At 73.7% G+C, this 26,378-nt stretch carries 23 protein-coding genes; 7 read left to right on the forward strand and 16 right to left on the reverse strand.

From position 1 onward, the window contains the following. Positions 1-26 precede the first annotated feature (26 nt). From hppD to ACH5AR_RS01080, 4 genes are all read right to left on the reverse strand, one after another. Entirely contained in the window at positions 27-1,241 is a 1,215-nt protein-coding gene (gene hppD, locus ACH5AR_RS01065; RefSeq protein WP_396299237.1) for a 4-hydroxyphenylpyruvate dioxygenase, read from the reverse strand. Positions 1,242-1,472: 231 nt separating this feature from the next. Continuing rightward, positions 1,473-2,834: a phosphoribosyltransferase family protein gene (locus tag ACH5AR_RS01070; protein ID WP_396299238.1), complete on the reverse strand. Its 1,362-nt coding sequence runs from the start codon at positions 2,832-2,834 to the stop codon at positions 1,473-1,475. A 623-nt stretch (positions 2,835-3,457) separates the two neighbouring features. Beyond that, positions 3,458-5,158: an acyl-CoA dehydrogenase family protein gene (locus ACH5AR_RS01075; protein WP_396299239.1), complete on the reverse strand. Its 1,701-nt coding sequence runs from the start codon at positions 5,156-5,158 to the stop codon at positions 3,458-3,460. 109 nt (positions 5,159-5,267) lie between these two features. After that, positions 5,268-5,825, reverse strand: coding sequence for a PadR family transcriptional regulator (locus ACH5AR_RS01080; RefSeq protein ID WP_396299240.1), 558 nt, complete (start codon positions 5,823-5,825; stop codon positions 5,268-5,270). Positions 5,826-6,011: 186 nt separating this feature from the next. Here ACH5AR_RS01080 and ACH5AR_RS01085 point away from each other — a divergent pair, with 186 nt between their 5' ends. Then, positions 6,012-6,485 (forward strand): SPW repeat protein, encoded by a 474-nt coding sequence (locus tag ACH5AR_RS01085; protein WP_396299241.1) that lies wholly within the window; start codon positions 6,012-6,014, stop codon positions 6,483-6,485. Between the two features lie 155 nt (positions 6,486-6,640). On the opposite strand, the gene ACH5AR_RS01090 is transcribed toward ACH5AR_RS01085, so the two are convergent. Then, a complete protein-coding gene (locus ACH5AR_RS01090) occupies positions 6,641-8,047 on the reverse strand; it encodes a class II fumarate hydratase (RefSeq protein WP_396299242.1) in 1,407 nt (468 codons plus the stop codon). 154 nt (positions 8,048-8,201) lie between these two features. Continuing rightward, entirely contained in the window at positions 8,202-9,065 is an 864-nt protein-coding gene (locus ACH5AR_RS01095; protein WP_396299243.1) for a carbon-nitrogen hydrolase family protein, read from the reverse strand. 313 nt (positions 9,066-9,378) lie between these two features. Here ACH5AR_RS01095 and ACH5AR_RS01100 point away from each other — a divergent pair, with 313 nt between their 5' ends. Beyond that, the gene (locus tag ACH5AR_RS01100) at positions 9,379-11,406 is read left to right on the forward strand and encodes a cholesterol oxidase substrate-binding domain-containing protein (protein WP_396299244.1); all 2,028 of its coding nucleotides are present in this window, start codon (positions 9,379-9,381) and stop codon (positions 11,404-11,406) included. A 112-nt stretch (positions 11,407-11,518) separates the two neighbouring features. On the opposite strand, the gene ACH5AR_RS01105 is transcribed toward ACH5AR_RS01100, so the two are convergent. Together ACH5AR_RS01105 and ACH5AR_RS01110 are read right to left on the reverse strand one after the other, a co-directional pair. Further along, complete coding sequence (locus ACH5AR_RS01105; protein WP_396299245.1) at positions 11,519-11,860, reverse strand: hypothetical protein; 342 nt, start codon at positions 11,858-11,860, stop codon at positions 11,519-11,521. A gap of 35 nt (positions 11,861-11,895) precedes the next feature. Further along, a complete protein-coding gene (locus ACH5AR_RS01110) occupies positions 11,896-12,453 on the reverse strand; it encodes a GNAT family N-acetyltransferase (RefSeq protein WP_396299246.1) in 558 nt (185 codons plus the stop codon). Between the two features lie 96 nt (positions 12,454-12,549). Between ACH5AR_RS01110 and ACH5AR_RS01115 the strand changes: the two genes are divergently transcribed. The 5 genes from ACH5AR_RS01115 (at position 12,550) to ACH5AR_RS01135 (ending at position 17,945) form a co-directional block, all read left to right on the forward strand. Beyond that, on the forward strand, positions 12,550-13,737 hold the full coding sequence (locus ACH5AR_RS01115; protein WP_396299247.1) for an acyl-CoA dehydrogenase family protein: 1,188 nt from the start codon (positions 12,550-12,552) through the stop codon (positions 13,735-13,737). Between the two features lie 74 nt (positions 13,738-13,811). Further along, positions 13,812-14,195, forward strand: coding sequence for an ADP-ribosylation/crystallin J1 (locus tag ACH5AR_RS01120; protein WP_396299248.1), 384 nt, complete (start codon positions 13,812-13,814; stop codon positions 14,193-14,195). A 176-nt stretch (positions 14,196-14,371) separates the two neighbouring features. Next, positions 14,372-15,253, forward strand: coding sequence for an alkaline phosphatase family protein (locus ACH5AR_RS01125; protein ID WP_396299249.1), 882 nt, complete (start codon positions 14,372-14,374; stop codon positions 15,251-15,253). 555 nt (positions 15,254-15,808) lie between these two features. Then, a complete protein-coding gene (locus ACH5AR_RS01130; RefSeq protein ID WP_396299250.1) occupies positions 15,809-16,291 on the forward strand; it encodes a hypothetical protein in 483 nt (160 codons plus the stop codon). A gap of 310 nt (positions 16,292-16,601) precedes the next feature. After that, positions 16,602-17,945, forward strand: a complete 1,344-nt coding sequence (locus tag ACH5AR_RS01135) for a multidrug effflux MFS transporter (RefSeq protein WP_396299251.1) — start codon at positions 16,602-16,604, stop codon at positions 17,943-17,945. A gap of 161 nt (positions 17,946-18,106) precedes the next feature. Here ACH5AR_RS01135 and ACH5AR_RS01140 read toward each other — a convergent pair whose 3' ends face one another. The 8 genes from ACH5AR_RS01140 to ACH5AR_RS01175 form a co-directional block, all read right to left on the reverse strand. Next, positions 18,107-20,164: a glycosyl hydrolase family 18 protein gene (locus tag ACH5AR_RS01140; protein ID WP_396299252.1), complete on the reverse strand. Its 2,058-nt coding sequence runs from the start codon at positions 20,162-20,164 to the stop codon at positions 18,107-18,109. A 623-nt stretch (positions 20,165-20,787) separates the two neighbouring features. Continuing rightward, complete coding sequence (locus tag ACH5AR_RS01145) at positions 20,788-21,369, reverse strand: hypothetical protein (protein ID WP_396299253.1); 582 nt, start codon at positions 21,367-21,369, stop codon at positions 20,788-20,790. Between the two features lie 135 nt (positions 21,370-21,504). Then, positions 21,505-22,443, reverse strand: a complete 939-nt coding sequence (locus ACH5AR_RS01150) for an ABC transporter substrate-binding protein (protein ID WP_396299254.1) — start codon at positions 22,441-22,443, stop codon at positions 21,505-21,507. Positions 22,444-22,487: 44 nt separating this feature from the next. Beyond that, on the reverse strand, positions 22,488-23,165 hold the full coding sequence (locus ACH5AR_RS01155) for an ABC transporter permease (protein WP_396299255.1): 678 nt from the start codon (positions 23,163-23,165) through the stop codon (positions 22,488-22,490). After that, positions 23,162-23,830: an ABC transporter permease gene (locus tag ACH5AR_RS01160; protein WP_396299256.1), complete on the reverse strand. Its 669-nt coding sequence runs from the start codon at positions 23,828-23,830 to the stop codon at positions 23,162-23,164. The genes ACH5AR_RS01155 and ACH5AR_RS01160 overlap by 4 nt, the downstream gene beginning before the upstream one ends. Continuing rightward, positions 23,820-25,016: an ABC transporter ATP-binding protein gene (locus tag ACH5AR_RS01165; RefSeq protein ID WP_396299257.1), complete on the reverse strand. Its 1,197-nt coding sequence runs from the start codon at positions 25,014-25,016 to the stop codon at positions 23,820-23,822. The genes ACH5AR_RS01160 and ACH5AR_RS01165 overlap by 11 nt, the downstream gene beginning before the upstream one ends. A gap of 214 nt (positions 25,017-25,230) precedes the next feature. Further along, on the reverse strand, positions 25,231-25,617 hold the full coding sequence (locus ACH5AR_RS01170; protein ID WP_396299258.1) for a rhodanese-like domain-containing protein: 387 nt from the start codon (positions 25,615-25,617) through the stop codon (positions 25,231-25,233). Beyond that, entirely contained in the window at positions 25,611-26,267 is a 657-nt protein-coding gene (locus ACH5AR_RS01175; protein WP_396299259.1) for a cysteine dioxygenase, read from the reverse strand. Before ACH5AR_RS01175 ends, ACH5AR_RS01170 begins: the two co-directional genes overlap by 7 nt. Between the last annotated feature and the right edge of the window lie 111 nt (positions 26,268-26,378).

Raw genomic sequence — 26,378 nt, forward strand, 5'->3', positions numbered from 1 at the left:
GACCGTTCGTCAGAGCTCTCCGAGGGTCACAGGTTGCCGCGTCGGTCCTGCTCGCGCTCGATGGACTCGAAGAGCGCCTTGAAGTTGCCCTTGCCGAAGCCGAGCGAACCGTGCCGCTCGATGAACTCGTAGAAGACGGTGGGGCGGTCGCCGATCGGCTTGGTGAAGATCTGCAGCAGGTAGCCGTCCTCGTCGCGGTCGACCAGGATGCCGCGCTTCTTCAGCTCCTCGATCGGCACCCGGACCTTGCCGATCCGCTCCCGCAGCTCCGGGTCGTCGTAGTACGCGTCCGGGGTGTTGAGGAACTCCACGCCGCGCGAGCGCAGCACGTCGACGGTGGTGAGGATGTCGTTGGTGGCGAGCGCCATGTGCTGGCAGCCGGGGCCGGTGTAGAACTCCAGGTACTCGTCGATCTGGGACTTCTTCTTGGCGATGGCCGGCTCGTTGAGCGGGAACTTCACCCGGTGGTTGCCGCTGGCGACGACCTTGGACATCAGGGCGGAGTACTCGGTGGCGATGTCGTCGCCGACGAACTCGGCCATGTTCACGAAGCCCATGACGCGGTTGTAGAACGCCACCCACTCGTCCATCCGGCCCAGTTCGACGTTGCCGACGGCGTGGTCGAGGGCCTGGAAGAGGCGCTTGGGCGAGCCCTCCGGGTGGGTCACCCGGCTCTCCGCGACGACGTAGCCCGGCAGGTACGGGCCGTGGTAGCGGGAGCGGTCGATCAGGGTGTGGCGGGTCTCGCCGTAGGTGGCGATCGCCGCGCGGCGCACGGTGCCGTTCTCGTCGGAGACGTCGTTCGGCTCCTCCAGCACGGTGGCGCCGGCCGCCCGGGCGTGCTCGATGCACTTGTCGACGTCCGGGACCTCCAGGGAGAGGTCGACGACGCCGTCGCCGTGGCGGCGGTGGTGGTCCAGGAGCGCGCTGTCCGGCTGGACGCCGCCCTTGATCACGAACCGGCAGGAGCCGGAGCGGAGCACGTAGGCCTTGCGGTCCCGGCGGCCGGTCTCGGGGCCGGAGTAGGCGACCAGCTCCATGCCGAAGACGACCTGGTAGAACTGGGCCGTCTGGGTGGCGTTGCCGACCACGAAGACGACCGCGTCCTGCGCCGTCACCGGGAACGGGTCGGCGGCGGCGTCGTGCTCGACGAGGCCGACGAGGCGGCGCAGCTGGTCGGCGTCAAGACCGGCCTCGCGCTCCTCGGGGGTCAACTCAAGGGCGGGGGTCTGCGGGGTCATCGCTCGTTCCTCCACTTCGGGCCTCGCCGTCGAGGCTTCCGCTGGATCGCGACCGCACCGCGAACGGGTGGGCGGTGTGGTTGCGGAGAGCTTGCTCCTGTCGGAGGGGTTGGGCAACAGGTCGGTTTTTGACTGCTCAATGTGTACAAGCTGGTCAGGAAATCCCGCCTCCCGCTGGGCAAAATGCGTTGCCGACCGGGGGTGGAGCACGACGTATGCGCAATGGGGCGGTCACGCGCTCGCGGGGCCGGTGGGGCGCGGGAGGTGGCGGACGAACCAGTCCGCGGCCAGCTCGGCGACCCGGTCCAGGGCGCCCGGCTCCTCGAACAGGTGGGTCGCGTGCGGCACCACCGCCAGCCCGGTCTCGCACCGCAGCCGGCTGCGGGCCTGCCGGTTGAGGTCGAGCACGGCGGGATCCAGCGAGCCGACGACGAGCAGCGTCGGGGCGTGCACCCGGGCCAGGGTCTCGGACGGGGCGAGGTCCGGGCGGCCGCCCCGGGAGACCACGGCGCGCACCTCCTGGCCCAGTTCGGCGGCGGTGTGCAGCGCGGCCGCGGCGCCGGTGCTGGCGCCGAACAGGCCGATCGGCAGGCCCCGGGTCTCGGGCACGGCGGCGTCCGGGCCGTCGGCCGCCGCACCGAGCCGGCGGGCGACGGCGCTCAGCCGGCCGCCCAGCAGCGCCACGTCGAACACGTTCCGCCGGTCGGGCTCCTCGGCCTCGGTGAGCAGGTCGAACAGCAGCGTGGCCAGCCCGGTGCGGTTCAGGTGCTCGGCGACGTGCCGGTTGCGCGGACTGTGCCGGCCGCTGCCGCTGCCGTGCGCGAAGAGGACGACCCCGCGCGCGCCGGCCGGGACGGTCAGCCGGCCCGTGAGCCGGACCCCGGCGACGGGCAGCGGCAGCTCGCGGTCGACCCCGGCGGGGGCTTCGGGCGGGTCCTGACGGGCCGCGGCCAGCAGCCGCAGCACCTCCGCGTCCTCGGTCTGCGAGAAGTCGGCGTAGAACTCACCGATCGCGTAGAACGGGGACGGCGTGTCCACGCAGACCAGCTCGTCGGCGACCTCCTCCAGGCGCTCGGCCCAGTCCGTGGGCGCGACCGGCACCGCGAGCACCACCCTCGCCGCGCCGCGCTCCCGGACGATCCGGCAGGCCGCCCGGGCGGTCGATCCGGTGGCGATGCCGTCGTCCACCACGACCACCGTGCGTCCGCGCAGGTCGGTGGGCGGGCGGTCGCCCCGGTAGCGGCGGGCCCGGCGCGCCAGCTCGGCGCGTTCGCTCCGCTCCACCTCGGCCAGCTGCCGGTCGGTGACCGAGGCGAGCCGGATGACCTGCTCGTTCAGCACCCGGACGCCGTCCTCGCCGATCGCGCCCATGCCCAGCTCGGGTTGGCGGGGCACGCCGAGCTTGCGGATCACGCAGATGTCCAGCGGCGCCCCGAGCGCCGCGGCGACCTCGGCGGCCACCGGCACGCCGCCCCTCGGCAGCGCCACGACCACGGTGTCGGGACCGCCCAGGTGGCCCAGGCGCGCGGCCAGCCGTCGGCCCGCGTCGGTGCGGTCGGAGAAACGGGTGAAGTGGGTTCCGGTGACGTGCATGACACGGCCTCCGCTTCCACCGTACGTCCTTCCGGCCGGCTCGGGGCGGTCGTCGCCGAGAGCGCCGCCTCGGGCGCCGGGAGGGGGCGGCGCGCACGGGGACGGGGCGTCGAGCAGTGGGGGGGCGGGGCGGGGCCGGGACGCGGACGGGAGCGGGGCGGCGCACGGTGGAACCGGCGGCGGGCCGAAGAGCCCGCCCGCGACCGGAAGGAGCGCCCGTCATGTCGGGCACCGTCCTCACCGACCTGCACCGCCGAGGCGCCGTCGACCCCGGCCGCCTGCTTGCCGGGTCGCCTGCTCGCCGGGCCGCTGGGCGGCGTCGGCCTGCAACGACTCGCCCCCCGGCCGGAGCGCCGAGGTGGCCGCCGACGGCGTCGAGCACGCCCTCTACGTCACCGCCGGAGCGGGCTGGACAACCGGCGGATCGCCCGGGAGCTGGTGGTCGCGGAAAAGACCGTCCGCAACCGCATCACCCACATCTTGGAGAAACTGCACGTCGCCACCGCGCCGAGGCGGTCGCCCGGGCCCGCGACACGGGCCTCGGCGACGGCCGGGCCTCCCCGGAGAGGTGAACCGGGGGTGCCGGCCCGCCGACCGGCACCCCCGGGGTCCTGTGGCCCGCCCTACGGCCGCATCTCGTACGCGCCGGAGAGCGCCTCGACCCGCGCCCACACCCGGGCGTCCCGCGCCGGGTCGGCGACCGGGCGGCGGACGTTCGCCAGCGCCCAGGCAGCCTGCTCCTCGGTGGCCGAGGCCTTGCCGTGCAGCTCGGTGGCGTGCGCGGAGAAGTCGCGGACCAGCGCGTCGAAGATCCGGTCCAGGTCGTCCGCGTCCAGGCCGGTCAGCTCGGCCTGCTCCAGCACCAGCTGGCCGTAGACGACCAGCGCGAACAGCTGGCCGATCTCCAGCAGGAAGTCCAGGTCCGCCTGCTGTTCCTTGCTCGGCGCGTTCTCGAGCAGCAGCGCGCAGAAGCCGTCGGCCTGCTCGCGGAAGCGGGCGACGTTCGGCAGTGCGGCGTGGCGGTCGTAGGCGGCGCGCCAGTCGTGGAAGCGGATCGCGCCGAGGCCGCGCGCCGGGCCCTGCCGGAACAGGAAGGCGTCGTCGGCGGCGTCCAGGCGGGTCGGCACCGGGGCGTAGTCGGCCGGGGCGAACAGGTAGTTGCCCATGAACTTGAGGATCAGTGCCAGGTTGACGTGGACGGTGCCCTCCAGCTTCGGCAGGCCCCGGATGTCCTTGGCGGCCTTGTCGAAGTAGGTGTCCGCCTCGAAGCCCTTGGCGGCGATGACGTCCCACATGAGGTCGATGACCTTCTCGCCCTCGGTGGTGACCTTCATCTTGGTCATCGGGTTGAACAGCAGGTAGCGGCGGTCCTCGGGGGAGGCGGTGCGGAAGTAGTCCACGGCCCGCGCGCTGAACAGCTTCATCGCCACCAGGCGGACGTACGCGTCGGTCAACTCCCGCTTGACGTGCGGGAAGTCGGTGACCCGCTTGCCGTACAGCACCCGGTTCGAGGCGTGCGTGACGGCCTCGTACATCGCGTGCTCGCAGATGCCGATCGAGGCGGTGCAGAGGTTGAACTTGCCGACGTTGACGGTGTTGAGCGCGGCGTCGAAGGCGGCCTGGCCGGTGTGCAGCACGTCCTCGGCGCGGACGGGGTACTCCTCCAGGCGGAACTCGCTGACGTACATCTGCGCGTTCACGACGTTCTTGACCAGGTGGTACGCGTCGTGCCGGCTGTCGGCGGCGAAGAAGACGTACCCCTCCGGGCCCTCGACGTCGGAGCGGCGGCCGAACACCGAGACCAGCCCGGCCACGTTGCCGTTGCCGATGTAGTACTTGGAGCCGGTCGCGGTGAAGCCGCCCTCGCCGTCCGGGGTGAGGATCATGTCGGTGGAGTAGATGTCGGCGCCGTGGGTGCGCTCGGAGAGGCCGAAGGCCATGACGTGCCCCTCGGCCAGCAGCTTGGCGGCGCGGGCGCGGACGGCCTCGTTCCCGCTCTGCCAGACCGGGCCGAGGCCCAGGATGGTGACCTGCCAGGTGTACCAGTAGCCGAGGCCGTAGAAGCCGAGGATCTCGTTCAGCTCGGCGATCCGCGCGGTGTCCCAGCGCTTGTCGGGGTCGGCCGCGGCGGGGGTCAGGAACTCCGCGAACAGGCCCTCCTTCGCGGCGAAGTCCAGGAAGTCGGCGTACCAGCTGCGGTCGATGTAGGTGTCGATCAGCGCCTTCTTGCCGCGGGACTCGAACCAGTCCACCGTCGCACGCAGCAGCCGGCGGGTCGGCTCGTCGAACTGGGCGGGGTCGTAGCTGCGCGGGTTGAAGAGCATCGAGGGACTCCCGGGGTCGAGGGTGTGAGGAGTGGCGGGCGGGCAGCGGAGGCCGGCCGCCAGCCGGTCGGCCGTGGGTCAGCCGTCGCGGTGGCTTGCCGGTCGGCCGTCAGCCCGTCGGCGGTGCGGCGGCGAGGCGGCGCAGGGTGGCGAGCACGTCGTCGAGCCAGGCGAGGGTCATCCGCTCGTACTCGATGCCGCCGCGCAGCACCACGTGCTGCAGCTGCTGCCGGGCGTCGAGCGGGTCGTCGTCGGGGAAGTCGCGCCGCTCGCCGTGCAGGTAGCGGGCGAGCAGGGCGGCGTGGCCCTCGCGGTGCCGTTCGACCTCGGAGATCAGCGCGGCCGGGTCGTCGAAGGCGGCGGCCCGGATCTTGACCGCGAGCTCGTGCCGGACGGTCTCCGGCTCGACCGGTTCGCGCAGCCAGTCGGCCAGCGCGGCCCGTCCGGCCTCGGCCGCCGAGTAGACCTTCTTGTCCGGGCGCCCGTCCTGGGCGACCTCCTGCGCGGCCACCCAGCCGTCCGCCTCCATCCGCCGCAGCACCCGGTAGATCTGCTGGTGGGTGGCGGTCCAGAAGCGACCGATCGAGCGGTCGAACCGCCGGGCCAGCTCGTAGCCGGAGCCGGGCTGCTCCAGCAGCGAGACGAGGATCGCGTGCTCCAGTGCCATGGCCCGCATCCTGCTATGCAACGAGTTGCATAGGCAATGGCGACCCGGCCGGTTGAGACGCAGCTCACCGGCGTGATCGGATGGTTATCGCGCAATCCGTACCATCAGGTGCAAAACGGTCGATAAGCGCCAGAATGGGTACGGGACAAGCGCCTTACCGGGTCCCGACCACAGGAGGTGGTATCGGTGGCAACCCACATCCCGACCACGGGCATGGAGCACCATCCGGACATCGTCGAACTGCGCGAACGCTACGAGCGGGTCACCTCGACCCCCCGAGCCCAGGGCGTCGAAGCCCTGGCAGTCCTGGCCGGCCTCTTCCTGGCGGCATCGCCATGGATCGTCGGCTTCACCGCCTACAGCACCCTCACCGTGACCTGCCTGATCGTGGGTCTGGCCTACACGGCCCTGATGGCCGGCTACGGATCGGCCTACGAGCGCACCCATGCGCGGGCCTGGGCGGCCGCCGCGCTCGGAGTCTGGACGATCATCTCCCCGTGGGTCGTCTCCGGGTCCGTCGCACACGGCAAGAACATCGTGACCTGCATCATCGTGGGCGCCGTGATGTTCCTGCTCGGTCTCGCGGCGCTCTCGATGGCGACCATGACGTCGAACGGAGCATCGATGCGGCGCGGCCGGGCCGGTCGCGCCAAGGGCTGATCTTCCCCGCAGCCCGTGTCGGGGCGCGGAGGGCGTGACCGCCCGCCGCGCCCCGGCGCACGCCTTGGGCCCGCGCCCCGACGAGGTGCCGTGCCCGCGCCCCGGCGCATGTCCTGGACCCGCGCCCCGGTGCACGTCCTGCGGCCGGGCTCCCGCTACGGGTGGGTCATCCGCAGCACGTCCAGGGCCTCGTCCAGTTGCTCCTCGGTGAGCCTGCCCTGCTCGACGTAGCCGCGCTCCAGCACCACCTGACGGATCGTCTTGCGCTCGGCCAGCGCCTGCTTGGCGACCTTCGCCGCCTCCTCGTAGCCGATGTAGCGGTTCAGCGGGGTCACCACCGAGGGCGAGGACTCCGCGTACTCCCGGGCCCGCTCGACGTTGGCGGTGATGCCGTCCACCGTCCGGTCGGCCAGCAGCCGGGCGCTGTTGGCGAGCAGCCGCACCGACTCCAGGACGTTGCGGGCGATCACCGGGAGCATCACGTTCAGCTCGAAGTTGCCGCTCGCGCCCGCCAGGGTGACCGTCGTGTCGTTGCCCACCACCTGGGCCGCCACCATCAGCACCACCTCGGGCAGCACCGGGTTCACCTTGCCCGGCATGATCGACGAACCGGGCTGGAGGTCCGGCAGGTTGATCTCGCCGAGCCCGGTGCGCGGACCGGAGCCCATCCACCGCAGGTCGTTCGCGATCTTCGTGAACCCGACCGCCACCGTGCGCAGCTGGCCGCTCAGCTCGACCAGGGAGTCCCTGGCGCCCTGCGCCTCGAAGTGGTTCCTGGCCTCGGTCAGCGGCAGGCCGGTGGCACGGGCGACCTCCGCGATGACGGCCGCCGGGAACCCGGGCGGGGTGTTGATGCCGGTGCCCACCGCCGTCCCGCCGAGGGGGAGCTCGGCGACCCGGGGGAGGGTGGCCAGCAGCCGCTCCCGCCCGTGCCGCACCTGCGCCGCGTAGCCGCCGAACTCCTGGCCGAGCGTGACGGGCGTGGCGTCCATCAGGTGGGTGCGGCCCGACTTGACCACCCGGGCGAACTCGGCGGACTTGCGCTCCAGCGCCTCGGCGAGGTGTTCCAGCGCCGGGACCAGGTCGTGGGTGACGGCGGCGGTGGCGGCGATGTGGATCGAGGACGGGAAGACGTCGTTGGACGACTGGCTGGCGTTGACGTGGTCGTTCGGGTGGACCGGCCGGCCCAGCCGCTCCCCGGCCAGGGTGGCGATCACCTCGTTGGTGTTCATGTTGGACGAGGTGCCCGAGCCGGTCTGGAACACGTCCACCGGGAACTGGTCGTCCCAGTGCCCCTCCGCGACCTCCTCGGCCGCTGCGGCGATCGCCTCCGCGGTGTCCTCCTCCAGCACCCCGAGCCGGGCGTTCACCCGGGCCGCGGCGGCCTTGATCCGGGCCAGCGCGGCGATGTGCGCCCGCTCCAGCCGCTGTCCGGACACCGGGAAGTTCTCCACCGCCCGCTGCGTCTGCGCCTGCCACTTCGCGTCGGCCGGCACCCGGACCTCGCCCATCGAGTCGTGCTCGATCCGGTACTCCTGCGACTGCTCCCGCTCGCCACCCATCGCGCGCTGCACCTCCTGTACGGCCCCGACGGGGCCCGGGACGGATCTTCGACCACCACAGCCGCGAGCGGGGCCCGGGTATTTCCGATCGGGGTGATCCGGTTCCGAGCCGGGGCCGGATCACCCGTCGTCGGGGCGGGCCGCGGGCCCGCCGCTACTGCCGGACCGGCTCGGCGTGCACCGGCTGGGCGCGCACCGGATCGGCGGGGAACGACCCGGCAGGGACCGACCCGGCGGGGACCAGTTCGGCACGGACCAGCTCGCCCGGGGCGGTACCGGCCTGGACGACGCGGCTGCCGCCGGGGGCCCAGACGCCCGACCCGCCCGAGCTGTCCGGGTACTCGCCGGTGGCCCCGGCGCAGGTCGACAGGACGCACCAGACCCCGTGGGCGGCGGCCCGGTCGCGGACGTGGCCGTCCCGGCGCTCGGCCTGCGCGGCGCCGGGGCCGTAGAGGGTGGAGGCGACGTAGGCGTCGATGCCGAGCGCGGCCGTCGCCTCGGCGTGTGCCGGTTCGGAGGCGTCCGCGCAGACGGCGAGGCCGAGCCGCAGGCCGTCCAGCTCCAGGACGACCGGCTCCCCGCCGGGGGTGAAACGGTTCACCTCGGCACCGTGCAGGTACATCTTCCGGTAGACGACCTCGGCGCCGTCCCCGGAGACCGCCAGCGTGGCGATGGACTCGCATCCGTCCGGCTCGACGACCGGTGCCCCGACCAGGGCGACGGCACCGGCCTCGGCGCAGGCCCGCACCAGCGGCGCGAGGCGGTCGTCCGTCGGGTCGACGGCCGGTGCGGCCAGGTCGTAGCCGGTCAGCGACAGCTCGGGGAACACCACCAGCCGGGTGCCGGCCTCCCGCACCGCCTCGGCATGCCGGGCGACGTTGTCGGACACCGTCTCCGGACGGCCGGCGGGGGCGCAGACGGGCTGGGCGACGGCGACCGTCAGCGGTCCGGTCGCGGGGCCTCCGGCCGCCCGGGGCGCCGGGGGCGCGGGCACGGGCGGGTTCGCGGACGAGGGCACGGCAGGGCCTCCAGCGGCGGGCGGAACGGAACGGGACGGGCTTGGGCGGGCGCGAAGCGGGGCGGAGCGGGACGACCATGATCAACCTATGCACCGCCGAGGACGTGGGCAAGCGAGCCCCGGAGAAGAGCAGGGCCTGGAGGGGGATCCGGGCGAAGACCGGGCCGATCTCACCCGAAGGAGTGAGATCGGCGGCAGGCGCCTCAAACGGTCGTGCACCCCTCCCTACGCTCCAGACCGGGCCGGGCGGAATCCGGCCGGCCCGGATCGCCGCAGCCCGGCTCCGGGCGACCAGTGCGAGGGGGACGGACGGATGACCACAGGACGCGGTCCGACGGGCGGAACCGGCGTCGGGGCGGCAGCGGAGGGGGTGGCGCCCACCAGGACCCGGGCGGACGCCCGTACGGAGGCCGCCGCCACCTCGGAAGGCCCGGATGGCCCGGAAGACCCGGAGGGAGCCGGGCGGAGCACCCCCGGCGGCCTCACCCGGCGCCGACTGCTGGGCGCGTCGGCGCTGCTCGGCGGCGCGGCCTGGCTGCTGCGCGGCACCATCGGCCCGGACAGCGCCGCGGCCGCCGCGCCCGTACCGCCCGGGCTGCCCGCCGGCACCGAGCTCTACCAGCGGGTCTTCCAGAACTGGTCCGGCGAGATCCGCACCGACCAGCTGTGGACCTGCGCGCCCCGGACCCCGGAGGAGGTCCCGGCCCTGGCCGACTGGGCGCACGCCAACGGCTGGCGGCTGCGCGCCTCCGGCTACCGGCACACCTGGGCGCCGCTCACCGTCGCCGCCGGGACCCCGGAGAGCGCCAGGGTCCTGCTCCTGGACACCAGTCGGCACCTGACCGCCATCAGCGCCGACTCGCCCGGCACCGTCCGGGTGCAGACCGGCGCCACCATGGAGGCCCTGCTCGCCCACCTGGCCGACCGCGGCCTCGGCCTGACCGCCTGCCCGGCCCCCGGCGAGATCACCGTCGGCGGCGTGCTCGCCATCGGCGGCCACGGCACCGCCGTCCCGGCCGCCGGGGAGGTCCGGCCGGAGGGGCACGGCTACGGCTCGGTCAGCAACCAGGTGGTCCGGCTCACCGCCGTCGTCCTCGACCCGTCCACCGGCCGCTACACGCTGCGCACCCTCGACCGCTCCGAGGCCGACAGCGCGGCCTTCCTCGTGCACCTGGGCCGCGCCTTCCTCACCGAGGTGGTGCTGCGGGCCGGCGCCGACCGCCCGCTGCGCTGCGTCAGCCGGCTCGACATCCCGGCGAGCGAGCTCTTCGCCCGCCCGGGCCCGGGGGCAGGTGCCGGGCCGGGCACCGGTGGGGGCGGTGTCCCCGGGGGAGTGCTGGGCGGCATCCCCGGCGGCGGGGGAGGCCCGCGCACCCTCGCCGACTTCGTGGACCGCGACGGCCGGGTCGAGGCGATCTGGTTCGCCTACACCGAGTACCCCTGGCTCAAGACCTGGACCATCACCCCGACCAAGCCGATCGCCTCCCTCGCCGTCGACCACCCCTACAACTACCCCTTCTCGGACAGCATCCCGGAACCGGTCGCCCGGCTCGCCGGGGAGATCGTCAAGGGGGCCTGGGCCTCGGCCCCGCTGTTCGGCCAACTCCAGTACCTGGTCGCGAAGCTGGGGCTCACCGGCGACCTCACCGACCTCCTGCTCTCCGGCGACCTGCTGCGCGGGCTGCTCGGCGGCGACGTGCTCACCCACCTGCTCGCGGGCGGACTCCACTCCGACCTCTGGGGCCCCTCCCGCGCCCTGCTCCACTACGTCCGCCCGACCACCCTGCGGGTCACCGCCAACGGCTACGCGATCCTCACCAGGCGCGCCGACCTCCAGTGGGTGGTGAGCGAATTCGCCGCCTACTACCGCGAGTTGCTCGCCGCCTACCGTGCCAGGGGGGAGTTCCCGGTGAACGGAGCGGTGGAGATCCGGGTCACCGGCCTGGACGACCCGGCCTCCTGCGGCGTCCCCGGCGCCCGGCCCCCGCTGCTGTCCGCGCTGCGCCCGCGCGCCGACCGCCCCGCGTGGGACACGGCCGTCTGGCTGGACGTGCTCGCCTTCCCCGGCACGCCCGGGCTGGAGCGCTTCGCCAGGGAGTCGGAGCAGTGGCTGCTGCGCACCTTCGACGGCACCCGGGCCGGGCTGCGGGTCGAATGGTCCAAGGGCTGGGCCTACACCGACACCGCGGGCTGGGCCGATCCCGACCTGATCGGCCGGGTCATCCCCGACAGCCTGCGGGCCGGCGGCGGGCCCGGCTGGGACGAGGCGGTCGCCGTGCTGGACCGCCACGATCCGCACCGGGTGTTCGGGAACCCCTTCCTGGACGGCCTGTTGACGTAGGGCGCGCCTGGGCGGGATGGGGCGAGGGATGACAGCGGACAGCCGACGGATGACAGATAACAGAGTTTGAAATCTGTCAGCTGTCATCCGTTAGCCGTGGCCCCGTCGGCCGTCATCCGTTCGCGGCGCCCCCGTACTCCCCGTCCCCCTCGGCCAGCCGATCCGCCTGCACCTCCGGCCGCTTGCTGTCCCACAGCAGCTCCCACACCCTGAACACGCAGTGGTAGTCGCGCAGGCTCCCCTGGGAGATCAGCAGGTAGGTGTCCCCGTCCCGGAGCAGCGTCCGCCGACGGCTGTTGAAGGGGTGCTGCGGAGTGTAGGAGGGGACGAGCCGCCTCAGCTCGTCGACGGCCTCCTCGCGGCTGCCCTCGACCTCGGCGAGCACTTTGCTGCCCCAGGTCCGGTCGTTGCCGGTACCCACCGTCTCCTCGACGACCAGCGCCCAACGTGCCATGTGCTGCTCCTGCTCCCGTGGCTTCGCGGTCCGTCTCAGACCTTCTCCTGCCCCTGGCCCGACGGCGACTTGAAGAAGATGGTGGTCGGCCGGAGCGCGCCCGTCGGGTCGGCCGCGAAGTCCGGCACCGAGCCGACCCGGGTCCAGCCCGCCCCCTCGTACAGCCGCTCGGCCGGGCTGCCCGTCTCGGTGTCCAGCACCAGCAGCCGGATGCCCAGCTCCACCGCCCGCTCCTCCAGCGCGGCCAGCAGCCGCCCGGCCAGCCGGTGCCCGCGGTCCGCCGGGTGCACCATCAGCTTGGCGACCTCGCCCCGGTGGCGGCCGTTCGCGGCGGTGGCCGGCCGCAGCTGCACGGTGCCGGCGAGCCGTCCGTCGGCCCGGTGCCGGGCGGTCCACACCACCAGCCGGCCGGCCGCGACGTCCGGGCCGAGCGTCCGCCACCACGCCGCCGCCTCGTCCGGTGGCAACGGGGCGAGGAACCCGACCGAGGCACCGTCGTGCACGGTCTCCACCAGCAGCCCGGCGAACTCCTCCGCCGCTCCGTCCAACTCCTGGGCCGTCGCCTCGGCGACCGTGTACGTGCCGTCGGACATGTCGTCATCCTCACTCGTTCGTGCCGGTCCGCCAGATGGCCGGGTGCGGAATACTCGCCGGTATTCCGCGTTCCGCCGACCGTACAAGGAGTCTCCATGGCGAAGCCGACCCGGATCGACCCGGCCGACCTGCTCGCCGTCGGCGACCTGCTCTCCGACGAGGAGCGGCTGGTCCGCGACACCGTCCGCCGGTTCACCGAGGAGCGCATCCGCCCGCACATCGGCGAGTGGTTCGAGCGCGGGGCCTTCCCGGCCCGCGAGCTCGCCCCCGAGCTCGGCGCCCTGGGTGTGCTCGGCATGCACCTCGACGGCTACGGCTGTGCGGGCGCCGACGCGGTGGCGTACGGGGTGGCCTGCATGGAGCTGGAGGCGGCGGACTCGGGGCTGCGCAGCTTCGTCTCCGTCCAGGGCTCGCTCGCCATGCGCTCGATCCACGCCTTCGGCTCCGAGGAGCAGAAGCGGCGCTGGCTGCCCGGCATGGCCGCCGGTGAACTGATCGGCTGCTTCGGCCTCACCGAGCCGGACTTCGGCTCGGACCCGGCCAACATGCGCACCCGGGCGGTGCGCAAGGGCGGCGAGGGCGGCGACTGGGTGCTGTCCGGCACCAAGATGTGGATCACCAACGGCAGCATCGCCGACGTCGCCGTGGTCTGGGCGCAGACCGAGGAGGGCGTGCGCGGCTTCCTGGTCGAGCGCGGCACCCGCGGCCTGACCGCCACCGACGTGCACGGCAAGCTCTCGCTGCGGGCCTCCGTCACCAGCGAGCTGGCCTTCGACGACGTGGTGCTGCCCGCCGACGCCGTCCTGCCCGGGGTGGTCGGCCTGCGCGGACCGCTCTCCTCCCTCAACGAGGCCCGCTACGGCATCCTCTGGGGCACCGTCGGCGCCGCCCGCGACTGCTACACCGCCGCTCTGGACTACGCCAAGAGCCGGATCCAGTTCGACCGCCCGATCGCGGGCTTCCAGCTGACCCAGCAGAAGCTGGTCGAGATGATGCTGGAGGTCGAGAAGGCCTACCTGGTCGCCCTGCGGATCGGCCGGCTCAAGGAGAAGGGCGCGGCCCGCCCGCCGCACGTCAGCTTCGGCAAGCTCAACAACGTCCGCACCGCGCTGGAGATCGCCCGCAGCGCCCGGACCGTCCTCGGCGCCAACGGCATCACGACCGAGTACCCGGTGCTGCGGCACGCCAACAACCTGGAGTCGGTGCTCACCTACGAGGGCACCAGCGAGATCCACACCCTGGTCCTCGGCGAGGCCATCACCGGCGAGGCCGCCTACCGCTGACGGGCCGCCGCCCGGACCGCCCGGCCGGGAAAACCGGTGGCCGGGCCCGTCGCGGCCCGGCTACCGTCCCCGTCGTGTCCACCGGCCCGTACACCCCCACGCCGCCCCCGACCACCACCCTCTGGCGCCCCACCGGCCCCGAGGAGCTGGCGCTGGTCGTGGCGGCCGACCGGCGTGCCTGGCCGCCCCGCCTGCCCGAGCAGCCGATCTTCTACCCCGTCCTCGACGAGGACTACGCGATCCGGATCGCCCGGGACTGGAACGTGCCGGCCTCCGGCGTCGGCTACGTCACCCGCTTCGAGGTCGACACCGCCTTCCTCGCCCGCTACCCCGTGCGGCAGGCCGGCGGCCGGACGATCCTCGAGCTCTGGGTGCCCGCCGAGGAGCTGGAGGAGTTCAACCGGCACCTCGTCGGCCGCATCGAGGTCGTCCACGAGTTCCGCCCGGCGGCGGGCTGACCCCGTCGGCCCCGCACCGGCAGCCCACCTGCGGACCCTCCGCTTCCGACACCCCGCGGACACCTTCCGTTCGACGGTGCGACGCCGGCCGGTACGGCGGCAGGTGAAGCATGGCGCGGTCGGCGGCGCCCTCGGCGGGCGCGGCCGGGTGTGCACGACCGAAAGGAACCCCCGCCATGTCCGCTGCCCAGTGGCCCCGCCCCCGCGTGCTCGTCGTCGGGATCGACGGCGTCCGCCACGACTACCTGGCGCAGGTGCCGATGCCGCGCCTGCGGGAGGTCGCCGAGGCCGGGTTCCTGGTGCCGGTCACCGTCGCGGATACCACGCCCACCATGTCCGGACCGTGCTGGGCCACCATCGTGACCGGCGTGGAGCCCGCCAAGCACGGGGTCTGGGGCAACCACCTGGGCGGCAACCGGCTCGACGTGTTCCCCGACTTCGCCACCCGCCTCGCGCGCGGCGACCGCCGCCGCACCTTCGTCGCGGCCGGCTGGGACCCGCTGATGATCAACGAGTCCGGCGGCCCGCTGTTCCGCGCCCCCGGCCGGCTGTCCTACGTGGCCCCCGCCGAGGACACCCCCGAGGCCTGGGAAGCGGTGGACGAGGAGGTCACCCGGGAGGCCGTCCACGTCCTCGGCACCGCCGACCCGGAGGCCTCCTTCGTCTACCTCGGCGCCGTCGACGAGACCGCCCACTTCCTGGGCTGCGGCGACGAGTACCGCGCGTCCATGCGCACCGCCGACGAGCGCCTCGGCCGCCTGCTGGACGCCGTCCGCGGCCGGTCGACCCACGCCGAGGAGCAGTGGACGGTCATCGTCGTCACCGACCACGGGCACGTGGACGCCGGCGGCCACGGCGGCCGTACGGTCGAGGAGCGGACGGCCTGGGTCGCCTGCGCGGGGCACGACATCCCGGCCGGTCCGCCCGCCGGCGAGATCCGCCACCCGGACGTCGCCGCGCAGGTGTACGCCTCCCTGCTGCGCCCGATCGACCCGCACTGGACCCTCGACGGCCGGCCGTTCCCGGTGGCCCGGCCCGTGGTGGCGGCGTCGCACTGACCCCGGGCGCTCCGGGCGGCGACCACTGCGGAACGGCCCGGCGCGGAACGGCCCGGCGCGGGAGGCGACCCGTGCGGGAGGCTCCGGTGCGCAAGCGGTGCCGGCGGGCGCGAGCCGTGCGGGAGGCTCCGGTGCGCAAGCGGTGCCGGCGGGCGCGAGCCGTGCGCCGGTGCTCCGGGTGCAGCAGGCCGGGCTGCGGTACCGCCGGGCTTGAGCGAGGCTCGATCGGGGCTCGGGCCGTGCTCGACCCGGGCATGCCAACCTGAGCGCCGGAGTGGCACGTACCCGAACCCGAGGGGCCCGGAGCCGCGGTTCTGGGGGTCTCCGGGGGTCTCCGCCGAAAGACGTACGCCTGAAGGTGGAGGAGATACCCCGTGGGTCGGAGACGAGATCTCGACCTGGTGGTGACGATCCGACGGGTCGGGACGGGCCACGATGGTTACACCGGACGGCGGAAGCCGCCGCCCGGCCCGGTGGCGCCGTGGGGGTGGCCGCCGACAGTGGAGACGAGCGGCCGCGGCCGCACCCGTCACGACACGGAGAGGACAGTCGGGCATGAAGGGCATCGTGAGCAAGGTCGCGCTGGGGGTCGCGGGCACCGGCATGGCCGTCGCCGTGGCGGCCGTGGCCATCGGCCCGCGGGTGTCCGACTGGTACGACGAGCACCACCAGCAGCAGGCCTCCTACGAGACCGGCACCCAGGCCAAGGCGGACCGCCGGTCGATGCCGGACTGGCTGCCCGACAACGCCTCCGGGGTGAAGTACCTGATGTCCACCACGGGCGACGACCGCCTGCTGCGCGCCACCCTCCCGGAGGGGCGGCTGCCCGTGGGCTGCACGGCGGGGCTGCCGGGCAAGAGCGCGCACCCGGTGCCGGAGTCGCTCAAGGCCGGCTGGTTCCCCGAGAACGTCGCCTCCAAGGCCACCGGCACCTGCGGGCACTACAACGTCGCACTGAGCGGCAACCAGCTCTACGCCTGGCAGGACGGCGCGGCGGTGCAGGCGGCGCTGCGCGCTGAGCAGGTCGCCAAGCGCTGAGCCCGGCCGACCCGCCCCGGCGGCCCCTGCCCGCTCCGGGGCACGCCTGGGTGCGCCGGGGCACCCCGGGGCAGTGCCGGGCACGGCGGGGCACTGCCGGGCACTCCCGGCAGGGAAGCGAACGGCCCGTCGCGCACCGGAGGGTGCGGGCGGGCCGCCGTCGTGCGCGGGCGGGAAACCGGCGGCGGTCGAGCCGCCCGTACACGCCCGCACGGTCGAACAGCACGCACCCCCGCTGTCGGAACCGGACGGTGCTGCGGTAGGACGGAGCGCGAACGAACCCCGCGCCCGCCCGTCCGTTAGGAGAACCATGCCCGGCCCGACCGTCGGCCCCACCGACGACACGTCGACCGCTGCCGCCGCTGCCGCCCCCGCGTCCGCCGCCACTGCCGCAACCTCCGCCGCCTCCGACACACCCGGCGAGCCCGCACCCGCGCCCGCCGTCGGCCGGGCCCGTACCGGCGGGGCCGTGATCACCGTCCTCGGCGGCCTCGCCGCGCTCGGCCCGCTCACCACCGACCTCTACCTGCCGAGCCTGCCCGCGATCGCCGACGACCTGGCCGCCCAGCCGGCCGCCGTCCAGCTCACCCTGACCTTCTCGATGTTCGGGGTCGCGGTCGGGCAGCTGTTCTTCGGGCCGCTCAGTGACCGCTACGGGCGCCGCCTGCCGCTGCTCGCGGGGCTCGTCCTCTACACCCTGTCCAGCGTGGTGTGCGTGGTCGCGCCGAACCTGCCGGTGCTGATCGCCGCCCGCTTCGTCCAGGGTGCGGCGGGCTCCGCCGGTCTGGTGATCGGACGGGCCGTCTCCCGGGACCGCTTCCAGGGCGTCGCGCTGCTGCGTTTCCTCGCCTCGATCGCCCTGATATCCGGGCTGGCACCGATCCTCGCCCCGATCATCGGTGCGCAGCTGATGCGGTTCACCTCGTGGCGCGGCACCTTCGGCGTGCTCACGGCGCTCGGGCTGCTGCTCACCCTGGTCTCGTTCGGGATGCTGCGCGAGACGCTGCCGCCGGAGACCCGGGACCGCGGCGGGGTGGGCGCGGCCCTGCGGACGATGGGGCGGCTGCTGCGCAACCTGCCGTTCCTCGGCCTGGCGCTGACCAGCTCCCTGGCCTTCGGGGCGCTCTTCGGCTACATCAGCGGGTCGTCGACGGTGCTCCAGCACGTGTACCAGGTCTCGCCGCAGACCTACAGCCTGCTGTTCGGGCTGAACTCGTTCGCGATCGTGGTGATGACCCAGGTGAACGGGCGCCTGCTGGCGCCGCGCTTCACCCAGCGGGCGCTGATGCTGGGCAGCCTCGCGGCGGCGGTCGCGGCGGGGGTGGCGCTGGTGCTGCTGACCACGGTGTGGGACTTCGGGCTGGCCGGGTTCTGCCCGCCGCTGTTCGTGATGATGGGCAGCCTGGGGGTGCTGCTGCCGAACACCGCCGCCCAGGCGCTCGGCCTGGTCGAGCCGCAGGTGGCGGGGACCGCGGCGGCGCTGCTGGGGACGGGCAACTTCCTGTGCGGTGCGGTGGTCGCGCCGCTGAGCAGCCTCGGCGGGCGGCCGTCGGCGGTCCTGCTGGCGCTGGTGGTCCTGGTCTGCGGGGTGCTGGCGACGGCGGCCTACCTGGCGTTGTGCCGGCCGGAGCGGATGCGGGCGGTGGGCGGCTGACAGGGGGCGGGCGGGCGGCCGGACGACTGCTCGCGCGAAGGGAAGTCCGCGAACAGGAGCCCGCGAACGGAAGCCAGCCAACGGTAAACAGATGACAGCTGACAGATGTTGAAATCTGTCAGCTGTCATCTGTCATCGGTTACTCGTCACCCGAGCCCGGCTCAGGCGATCGAGAAGTCGTCCCCGTACACGTTGCCCTGGCCGTACCAGCCGTGCAGGTACACGGTGACGGTGCCGTTGGCGCCGGTGGTGAAGGGGACGGACAGCTTGGTCCAGCCGGAGGAGCTGGTCCAGGCGCTGGCGGTGGCCCCGCCGCTGACGCCCACGTAGGCGTAGCTGCCCTGCACCCAGCCGCTCAGGGTGTAGCTGGTGTTGGGCTTCAGCGTCACGGTCTGCGAGCACTCGCCGGTCTGCGCGGCGGTGGCCGCGGCCTGCAGCGCCTTGGAGCCGCCGTGGACCGGGGTGGAGACCACGGCGCCGCCGCTCTGGCAGGTCCACGGGGCCAGGGTGCCGCTCTCCAGGTCACCGTTGACCAGGCCGGTCGCCGGGGCGGTCCCGGTGACGGTCAGCGTGTAGGTCGCGGTGTGGCTGCCGGACGGCCCGGTGGCGGTGACCCCGAGCTGGTAGGTGCCCGGCGTCGCGGTCGAGGTGGTGCTGATGTTGAGCGTGGCGCTGTTGCCGGTGGTGACGCTGCCGGGGGTGACGGAGGCGTTGATGCCGACCAGCGGGACGCTGATGACCGCGAGGCTGACGTTCTGCGCCGAGCCCGCCGTCACGGCCGTCGAGACCGTCGCCGAGGTGGACGAACCGGCCGCGACCGTACCGGCGTTCGGGTTGACGGCGACGGAGAAGTCGTTGCCCGGCTGGGTGCCGGTGACGTTCAGGGTGAACGTGCCGGTGTGGCTGCCGGAGGCCGCCGCGCCGGTGACCGTGATCGGGTAGCTGCCGGGCGTCACCGAGGAGGCGGTGCTGATGTTCAGCGTGGCGCTGCTGCCGGCGGTGACGCTGCCGGGGGTGACGGTGGCGGTGACGCCGGCCGGCGCGCCGCTGACCGTGAGGTTGACGTTCTGCGCCGAGCCCGCCGTCACGGCCGTCGCGATGGTCGCCGAGGTGGACGAACCGGCCGCGACCGTGGCGGAGTTGGGGCTGACCGACACCGAGAAGTCGTTGTTCACCGTCGAGCCGCTGGTGAACGGCGCGAAGATGTGGGTGAAGTCCCAGGTGTTCTGGGCGATCCCGGAGCAGTTGTCGTTGCCCTTGGTGCCCGGGCAGCCGCCGTTGTCGCGCTGGAGGGCCCAGAAGGACAGCGTGTTGATGCCCTTGGAGACCGCCCAGTTGTACACGGTGTTGGCGTTGGCCAGGGTGAAGGTCTCGGCCGGGCCGAAGTCGTCGACACCGATCATCTCGGTGATCCCGATCGAACCCCACAGCTGGGCCGGCGTCTTGGAGGGGTAGAGCTTCGCCAACTGGTTGTAGAGGCCCTGCGCGGAGGTCTGGGTGTCGGCCGCCATGTCGTGGGTGGCGTTGTCGTAGTAGTCGAAGGTCATCATGTTGACGACGTCGATCCGCGCGTTGTTGCTGACCGCGTTGCGCAGCACCGCGAGGCCGCTGTCGGCCAGCCCGGAGGTGGTGGTCGGCAGGGTGTAGGAGAACTGGATGGTCCGGCCCTTGGTGGCGGCCCAGTCCTGCACGAGCTTGATCGCCTTGTTGCGGCGGTCGATCCCGCCGCTGTTGGTCAGCGAGTTGTCCTCGATGTCGAGGTCGATCCGGCTGACGTCGTAGGTGGTGATCACGTTCTCGAAGGCGGCCGCGATCTGGTTGACGTCGGTGCAGCTGTCGGCCAGCTCGGTGCCGGTGTTGTCGGCGGTGTAGCCGCCGAAGGACGGGATGACGTCCCCGCCGTTGGCGCGGATGGTGGCGATGTCCGCGCCGAAGGTCGAGGAGGACACCGGCATGGAGGAGTCGCCGTTCCAGTACGGCGTGCAGGAGCCCTTGGTGGCGGTCTGGAGGAACGCCATGGTCAGGTGCTTGGCGCCGGACTGCGCGGCCAGCTGGGCCGGGCTCTGGCCGGTCCAGGCCTCGAAGTAGGGGGCGAAGACCCGGCTGGGAAGCGGGGTGGCGGCCTGGGCGGAGCTCGTCCCGGCGGCGACCAGGCCGGCCGAGGCGGCCAGCGTGGCGCAGGCCGTCAGCACGGCCTGGACTGTTCGGCGGAGGCGCATGGATTCTCCAACAGACTTGGTGGGGCAGGACGTTGGGGATCTCCGACCGGTCCGGGCGGTGGCCGTGTGGGGTCGGCCGGGGGCCTGGGGCCGGGTCGGATGTCGGGAGTACGGGGGTGCGGGACTGCGGGGGTGCGGGTGCGGGCGTGCGACGGCCCACCGGCTCGCGTGGACGCGGGCGGCGTGCGGGTGCGCGCGCCGTACGGAGCGGGGGTGGTGCGGAGCATGGCAGGGCAGTGCCTCAGCCGCCGGTGGTCACACCCCCACAGTGCATCCCGGTCGGATCGACATGCTTATGTTTGGACTAGACCACTGGTCTGTCAAGAGACCTAACAGTTCGTCAGCATACGGCCCGCACGGCGGAAGGGGGCGGACGGCGGGTGGCGACGCGCAGGGGGCGGGTACGCGGTGGGCGGGGCCCGTTCCGGAGACGAGAAGACCGTGGCCGCGCACCCGGGAAGGGGCGCGGCCACGGCGGCCCGGCGCTCAGGACACCGGGCGGTTCATGGTGCCGCAGGTCGGCGGCCGGCGACCAGAAGGCCTGTCGATCCGGGCACCGAGGGCCGGGAGGCCCCGGCGTGCCGGGCGTGCCGGGCGAGTCGACGGGCCGACGGGCCGTGGGATCAGCGGGACGGCGGGCAGAGCGTGGCGAGCAGCGCCTCGTTGATCTTGGCGGAGGCCTCCGGCCCGAAGCCCTGCGGGTGGTCGGCGGAGGTGAAGCGCTGGTTGGCCAGGTCGACCAGCTTCTGCTTGTCCTTGGGGAACTGGTAGATCGACTGGCACTGGTTGCGCGCCCGGTCCACGGCCCGGTCCGGCTTGCCGCCGACGATCCCCGGGTCGATCGCGTCCAGTGCGGCGACCAGCTTGGCCGTGGCATCGGCGCCCGGCTTGGCGGGCAGTCCGGCGTCGGCGGGCGGGGCGGGCTTGGCCGGTGCCGGGGCGCCCGGGGTGCCGGCGTCAGCGGCCCCGGCGTCGGGGGCGGGGGTGCCGGTGCCGCCGTCGGCCGTGGGGGCGGCCGTGCCGGGGGCGGTGGCCGCGGGCGTGCCGGCGGCGGCGGAGGGTGTGCCGGCCGTGGCGGCGGCGGTGGGGGAGTCGGCCGCGGAGGCGGGCCGCCCCGAGCCGGAGGCCGAACCGGAGCTGGAGCAGGCAGCGAGGCTCACCGCGGCGAGTGCCGTGAGGGTGGCGGCGAGGAGACGAGTGCGCATGGCGCCCAGACTGTCATGTTCGCGGCGTGGAAGGGAAGGCTCCCCGGGCACGCGGATGGCGGCCCGGAGGAGGTTCCTCCGGTCCGCCATCCTTCATGCAGTGCCGCGCGCTCGTGCCGTCGGCCCGGGCGGCCCTCAGCCGATCCCGCTCGACTTCAGCCAGTCCTTGGCGACCGCCGACGGGTCCTCCTTGTCCACCGACACGCGCTTCATCAGGGCCATCAGCCCGGCCGTGTCCAGCTTCGCCGACACCGCGTTGAGCGCCGCCGTCGCGGTCGCGTCCACGCCCGCCTTGTAGACCAGCGGGGTGACGTTCTGCGCGCCGAAGATGTTCTTCGGGTCCGCCAGCGGGACGAGCTTGTACTGGGCGATCTTCGGGTCGGTGGTGAACACGTTGCCGACCTGGACGCTGCCGTCCTTGAGCGCGTTCGCGGTGGCGTCGCCGGTGGGCTTCCACTCCTTGAACGTCAATCCGTAGACGTCCTTGAGCTGCTGCTCGCGGCGGGACTTGAACTCCGGAGGCCCGCCGATGGTGAACTCGCCGGCCTTGGCGGCGAGGTCGGCGATGCTCTTGAGGTTGTCCTTGTCGGCGGTCTCCTGGGTGACGCTCAGGGAGTCCTTGTCCTCGGCCGGGGAGGAGTCGAGCAGGCCCAGCGGGGCGGGCAGCGCCTTGGCGAGCGCCGCGTTCACGTCCTGGGTGGTGACCTCGGTGGACTTGGGGTCGAGGTAGGCGAGCAGCGAGCCGTTGTACTCCGGCAGGACGGTCAGGTTGCCGCTCTGCAACTGCCCGTAGAGCACCTCACGGCTGCCGATGTTGAACTTCTCCTGGACCTTGACGCCCTTGCCCTTGAGGGCCTGCGAGTAGATCGATCCGAGCAGGACGTTCTCGGGGAAGTTGGCCGAACCGACCACCACGGTCGACCCGGAGCCGCCCGAGCCGCCCGCCGGGGCCGAGGCGCTCGGACCGCCGCCGAGCGGGTCCCCGCCCGAGGAGCCGCAGGCGGTGGCGCCGAGGGCGAGCGCGGCGAGGGCGCCGAGGGCCGCGGCGCGGCGGCTTCGATTGAATGTCGACATGGTGACAGATGTCCTTCCGGAACGGGAGAGGAGGGGAAGCGGAGTCAGTGGGGCCGCTGCTGGGCGCGCACCCCGGGCGGGAGCGCGAACCGGGCGAGCAGGGCGAAGAGCAGCTGGGCGGCGACCGCGAGCAGCACCACCAGTAGTGCGCCGCCCACGGTGACGGCGTACTTGCGGGTCGCCAGCCCGTCGATGACGTAGCGGCCGAGGCCGCCCAGCCCGACGTAGGCGGCCACCGTGGCGGTGGCGATCACCTGCACGGTCGCGGTGCGGAAGCCCGCCAGCAGGGTCGGCGCGGCCGACGGCAGGCAGACCTGCCGCAGCACCTGGGGGTGGGTCAGCCCGATACCGCGCGCGGCGTCGCGCACGTCCGGGTCGGTGCCGCGCACCCCTTCGACGGCGGCCACCAGGAGCGGCGGCGCGGCCAGTGCGACCAGCGGGACCAGCACCGCGGTGTCGCCGACCCCGGCGAGCAGCACCGCCAGCGTCACCAGGCCGAGGGTGGGCAGGGCGCGGGCGGCGCCCGCGAGCGCGGTCACCACGGTGACGCCCCGGCCCGTGTAGCCGATCAGCAGACCGAGCGGCACGGCGAGCAGTGCGGCGAACAGCAGCGCCTCGCCGGAGAGCAGCAGGTGCTCGGAGACCCGGTGCACGATCGAGTCCGGCCCGCTGCGGTGCTCCGGGGCGGTGAAGAACTCGCTCAGCCAGTCCAACCAGCTCACGAGCCGGCCCCCTTCTCCCGGACGGCCCAGGGCGCGAGCAGCCGCCGGGCGGCCACCAGCACCACGTCGACGGCCAGCGCGAGGACGGCGATCAGCACGATCCCGGCCACGATCGGGGTCGGGAAGGTGCGCTGGAAGCCGTCCACGAACAGGTAGCCCAGCCCGCCGCGGCCGACCAGCGCGCCGACGCTGGCCAGCGAGATGCTGGACACCGCCGCGACCCGCAGGCCGGCGATCAGGTACGGCACGGCGGCGGGCAGTTCGACGGACGTCAGGCGGTGCCAGGGGCCGTAGCCCATCGCGGTGGCGGCCTGCCGGACGGCGTCCGGGACGGCACGCAGCCCGTCCACGGTGGTCGGCAGCAGCACGGCGAGGGCGTAGAAGGTGAGCGGGATCATCACGGTGGCCTGGGTGGCGAGGCCGGTGTACGGGATCAGCACCACGAACACGGCCAGCGAGGGCAGCGCGTAGACGATGTTGAACACGGCGGACAGCGGCTGGTACAGCCGGGGGTAGCGGGCGCAGGCCAGGCCGAGCGGGACGGCGAGCAGCAGGCCGATGAGCACCGGGACGAGGGCGATCAGGGCGTGGTCGGCGAGCAGGTGGCCGAGGTAGCCGAGGTGGTCGCCGATCCAGTACCAGCGGACGATCGGTTCATCGTCCACCGTCGGCTCCGTCCGTACCGGCAGTTCCGTCGGTGCCCTTGGCGTCCTTCGGGCCCTCCGGGTCCGTCAGGGGCTTCGGGTCCGCGAGGGTCTTCGGTGCCTTCGGTGCCTTCGGTGCCGTCGGGTCCGTCAGGGCCGTCGAGCCGCCCGTGCCTTCCGGCCGCAGCGCGGCGAGGACGGCCTCGCGGTCGGCGGTCCCGCTGACCCGGCCGTCGGCGTCCAGCGCGACGGCGACCCCGGCGGGGGAGAGGACGGCGGCGTCCAGCGCGGTGCGCAGCGTGTCGCCGTCCGGGCGGAAGCCGGCCGCCGGGTGCAACTCGGCGGTGACGGCGTCGCGGTCGATCCAGCCGATCGGGCGGCGCTCGTCGTCCAGGGCCAACTCCCACCCCCCGTAGCGGAGTCCGCCGTCCACCGGGCGGAGCTCGACGGCGCTCGCGGGGCGCAGGCCGAGGCCGCGAAGGCCCCGGTCGCGCCCGAGGAAGGCGGCCACGCCCTCGTCGGCGGGGGTGGTCAGCAGGGTGTGCGGGTCGGCCAGCTGGGCGATCCGGCCGTGCTCGCGCAGCACCACCACCTGGTCGCCGAGCCGGACGGCCTCCTCGATGTCGTGGGTGACGAACAGCACCGTCTTGTGCAGCTCGGACTGGAGCCGCAGCAGCTCCTCCTGCAGTCCGGCCCGCACCACCGGGTCGACGGCGCTGAACGGTTCGTCCATCAGCAGTACCGGCGGGTCGGCGGCCAGCGCGCGCGCCACGCCGACGCGCTGCTGCTGGCCGCCGGACAGCTGGAACGGGTACCGCTTGGCGGTCTCCGGCGCGAGCCCGACCAGTTCGAGCAGCTCGGCGGCGCGGGCGCGGGCCTTCTTCCGGTCCCAGCCGAGCAGGTACGGCACGGTGGCGATGTTGTCGATCACTTTGCGGTGCGGGAAGAGCCCGGCCTGCTGGATCACGTACCCGATGCCCCGGCGCAGCTTGGCGGGCTCCAGCTCCGCGACGTCCGTGTCGTCCAGGAGGACCCGGCCGGAGGTGGGTTCGACCATCCGGTTGACCATGCGCAGCAGGGTGGTCTTCCCGCAGCCGGACGGCCCGACCAGGACGGTTATCCGACCGGTCGGGACCTCCAGGTCCAGGCCCTCGACGGCGACCGTGCCGTCGGGGTGGCGCTTTCCCGCGCCTTCGAATCTGATCACGTGGAGTTTCCTCGTCAGGGCGCCCCGGGGAGGCGGCGCCTGGGTCGGTCGTTCGGTCGTTCGGGTCGTTCGGTGGCGGCGGTCTCACGCGCCCGGGCGTACTTCCGCCCGCGTGGTTGCCCAGCTTTGGACCGGCGGAAACTCTGATCAGACTATGACCTGCATCATCTCCTGTCCCTGATTTACCGCCCCGGCACGCGGTGCGACTGCGGACTCAGCCGCCCTGACGGGTCGGCAGGCCGGCGGCCGCCCAGCCGACGAAGCCGCCGTCCAGGTCGGTCGCCCGGTGCAGCCCCAGCTCGCGCAGGGACGCGGCGGCCAGGCTGGAGGCGTAGCCCTCGGAGCAGACCACGACCACCTCGACGTCGTAGCCGGTGGCCTCGGGGATCCGGTGACTGCCCGTCGGGTCGAGCCGCCACTCCAGCACGTTGCGCTCGATGACCAGCGAGCCGGGGATCTCCCCCTCGGCCGCCCGCTGCGCGGCCGGGCGGATGTCCACCAGCAGCGCGCCGTCCAGCTGGGCCTGGTACGCCTCGCGGGCGCGCGGTCGGTGGACGCCCGCGCGGGCCCGCTCCACCAGGTCGTCGATCGTGGTCACCACTGGTCAGGTCCTTCCTCGGAGGTGCGGACGAGCCCGCCGGCCCGCAGGTCGTAGTGCGCCATCGAGCCCAGCGGCGGGGAGTAGGCGTGCAGGGTGACGGCGGGGCCGACCGCGGTGTTGCGCACGTCGTGCACGTAGTCGGGGCCGAAGGCCCGGGCGGTTCCGGCCAGGATCCGGCGGATCGACAGGCCCTGGTCGGGCCCGCCGAGGGACAGCTCCTCCAACTCGCCGAGGGCGACGGCGAAGGCGCCGCGCGAGCCGCCGTGGTCGTGGAAGCCGGTGGACTGGCCGGGCAGCCAGCTGATCAGCCAGACCTCGTGGTCGTCGTCCGCCACCAGGCGCCGGTACCAGCGCTCCTCGGTGGAGAGGCGCACGTGGTGGATCCACTCCTCGGGCCGCTCGGACAGCTCGCGGACGATGGTCCGCAGGGTGGCGGGGGTGAGCGGGGCGCGGGTGTCCCCGGCCGGCGGCGTCGGTGGTGGCTCGGAGGTGCCCGCGGGGTTCGCGGGGTACACCGGGCCCGCGGGATTCGCGGGGTTCACCGGTCCCGCGGAGCTCGTGGGGTTCACCGGCCCCGCGGCGCCGCCACGGACGGTCGGGGCGGGGGTGCTGCGGTCGGTGTCGGGGCTGATGCTCGGGCTCAGGCTCATGAGGGCGTCCTCGGGTGCGGCGGGAACGTCGGCGGAAGCGCCCGTCCGGCAGTGTCGGACGCGCACGGGCCGACGGATCGGCCGGGCACGCACGGGTGCGCCGGGGCGGGG

The sequence above is a fragment of the Kitasatospora sp. NPDC018619 genome (genome assembly GCF_044391605.1).
In the GTDB taxonomy this organism is placed as follows: domain Bacteria; phylum Actinomycetota; class Actinomycetes; order Streptomycetales; family Streptomycetaceae; genus Kitasatospora.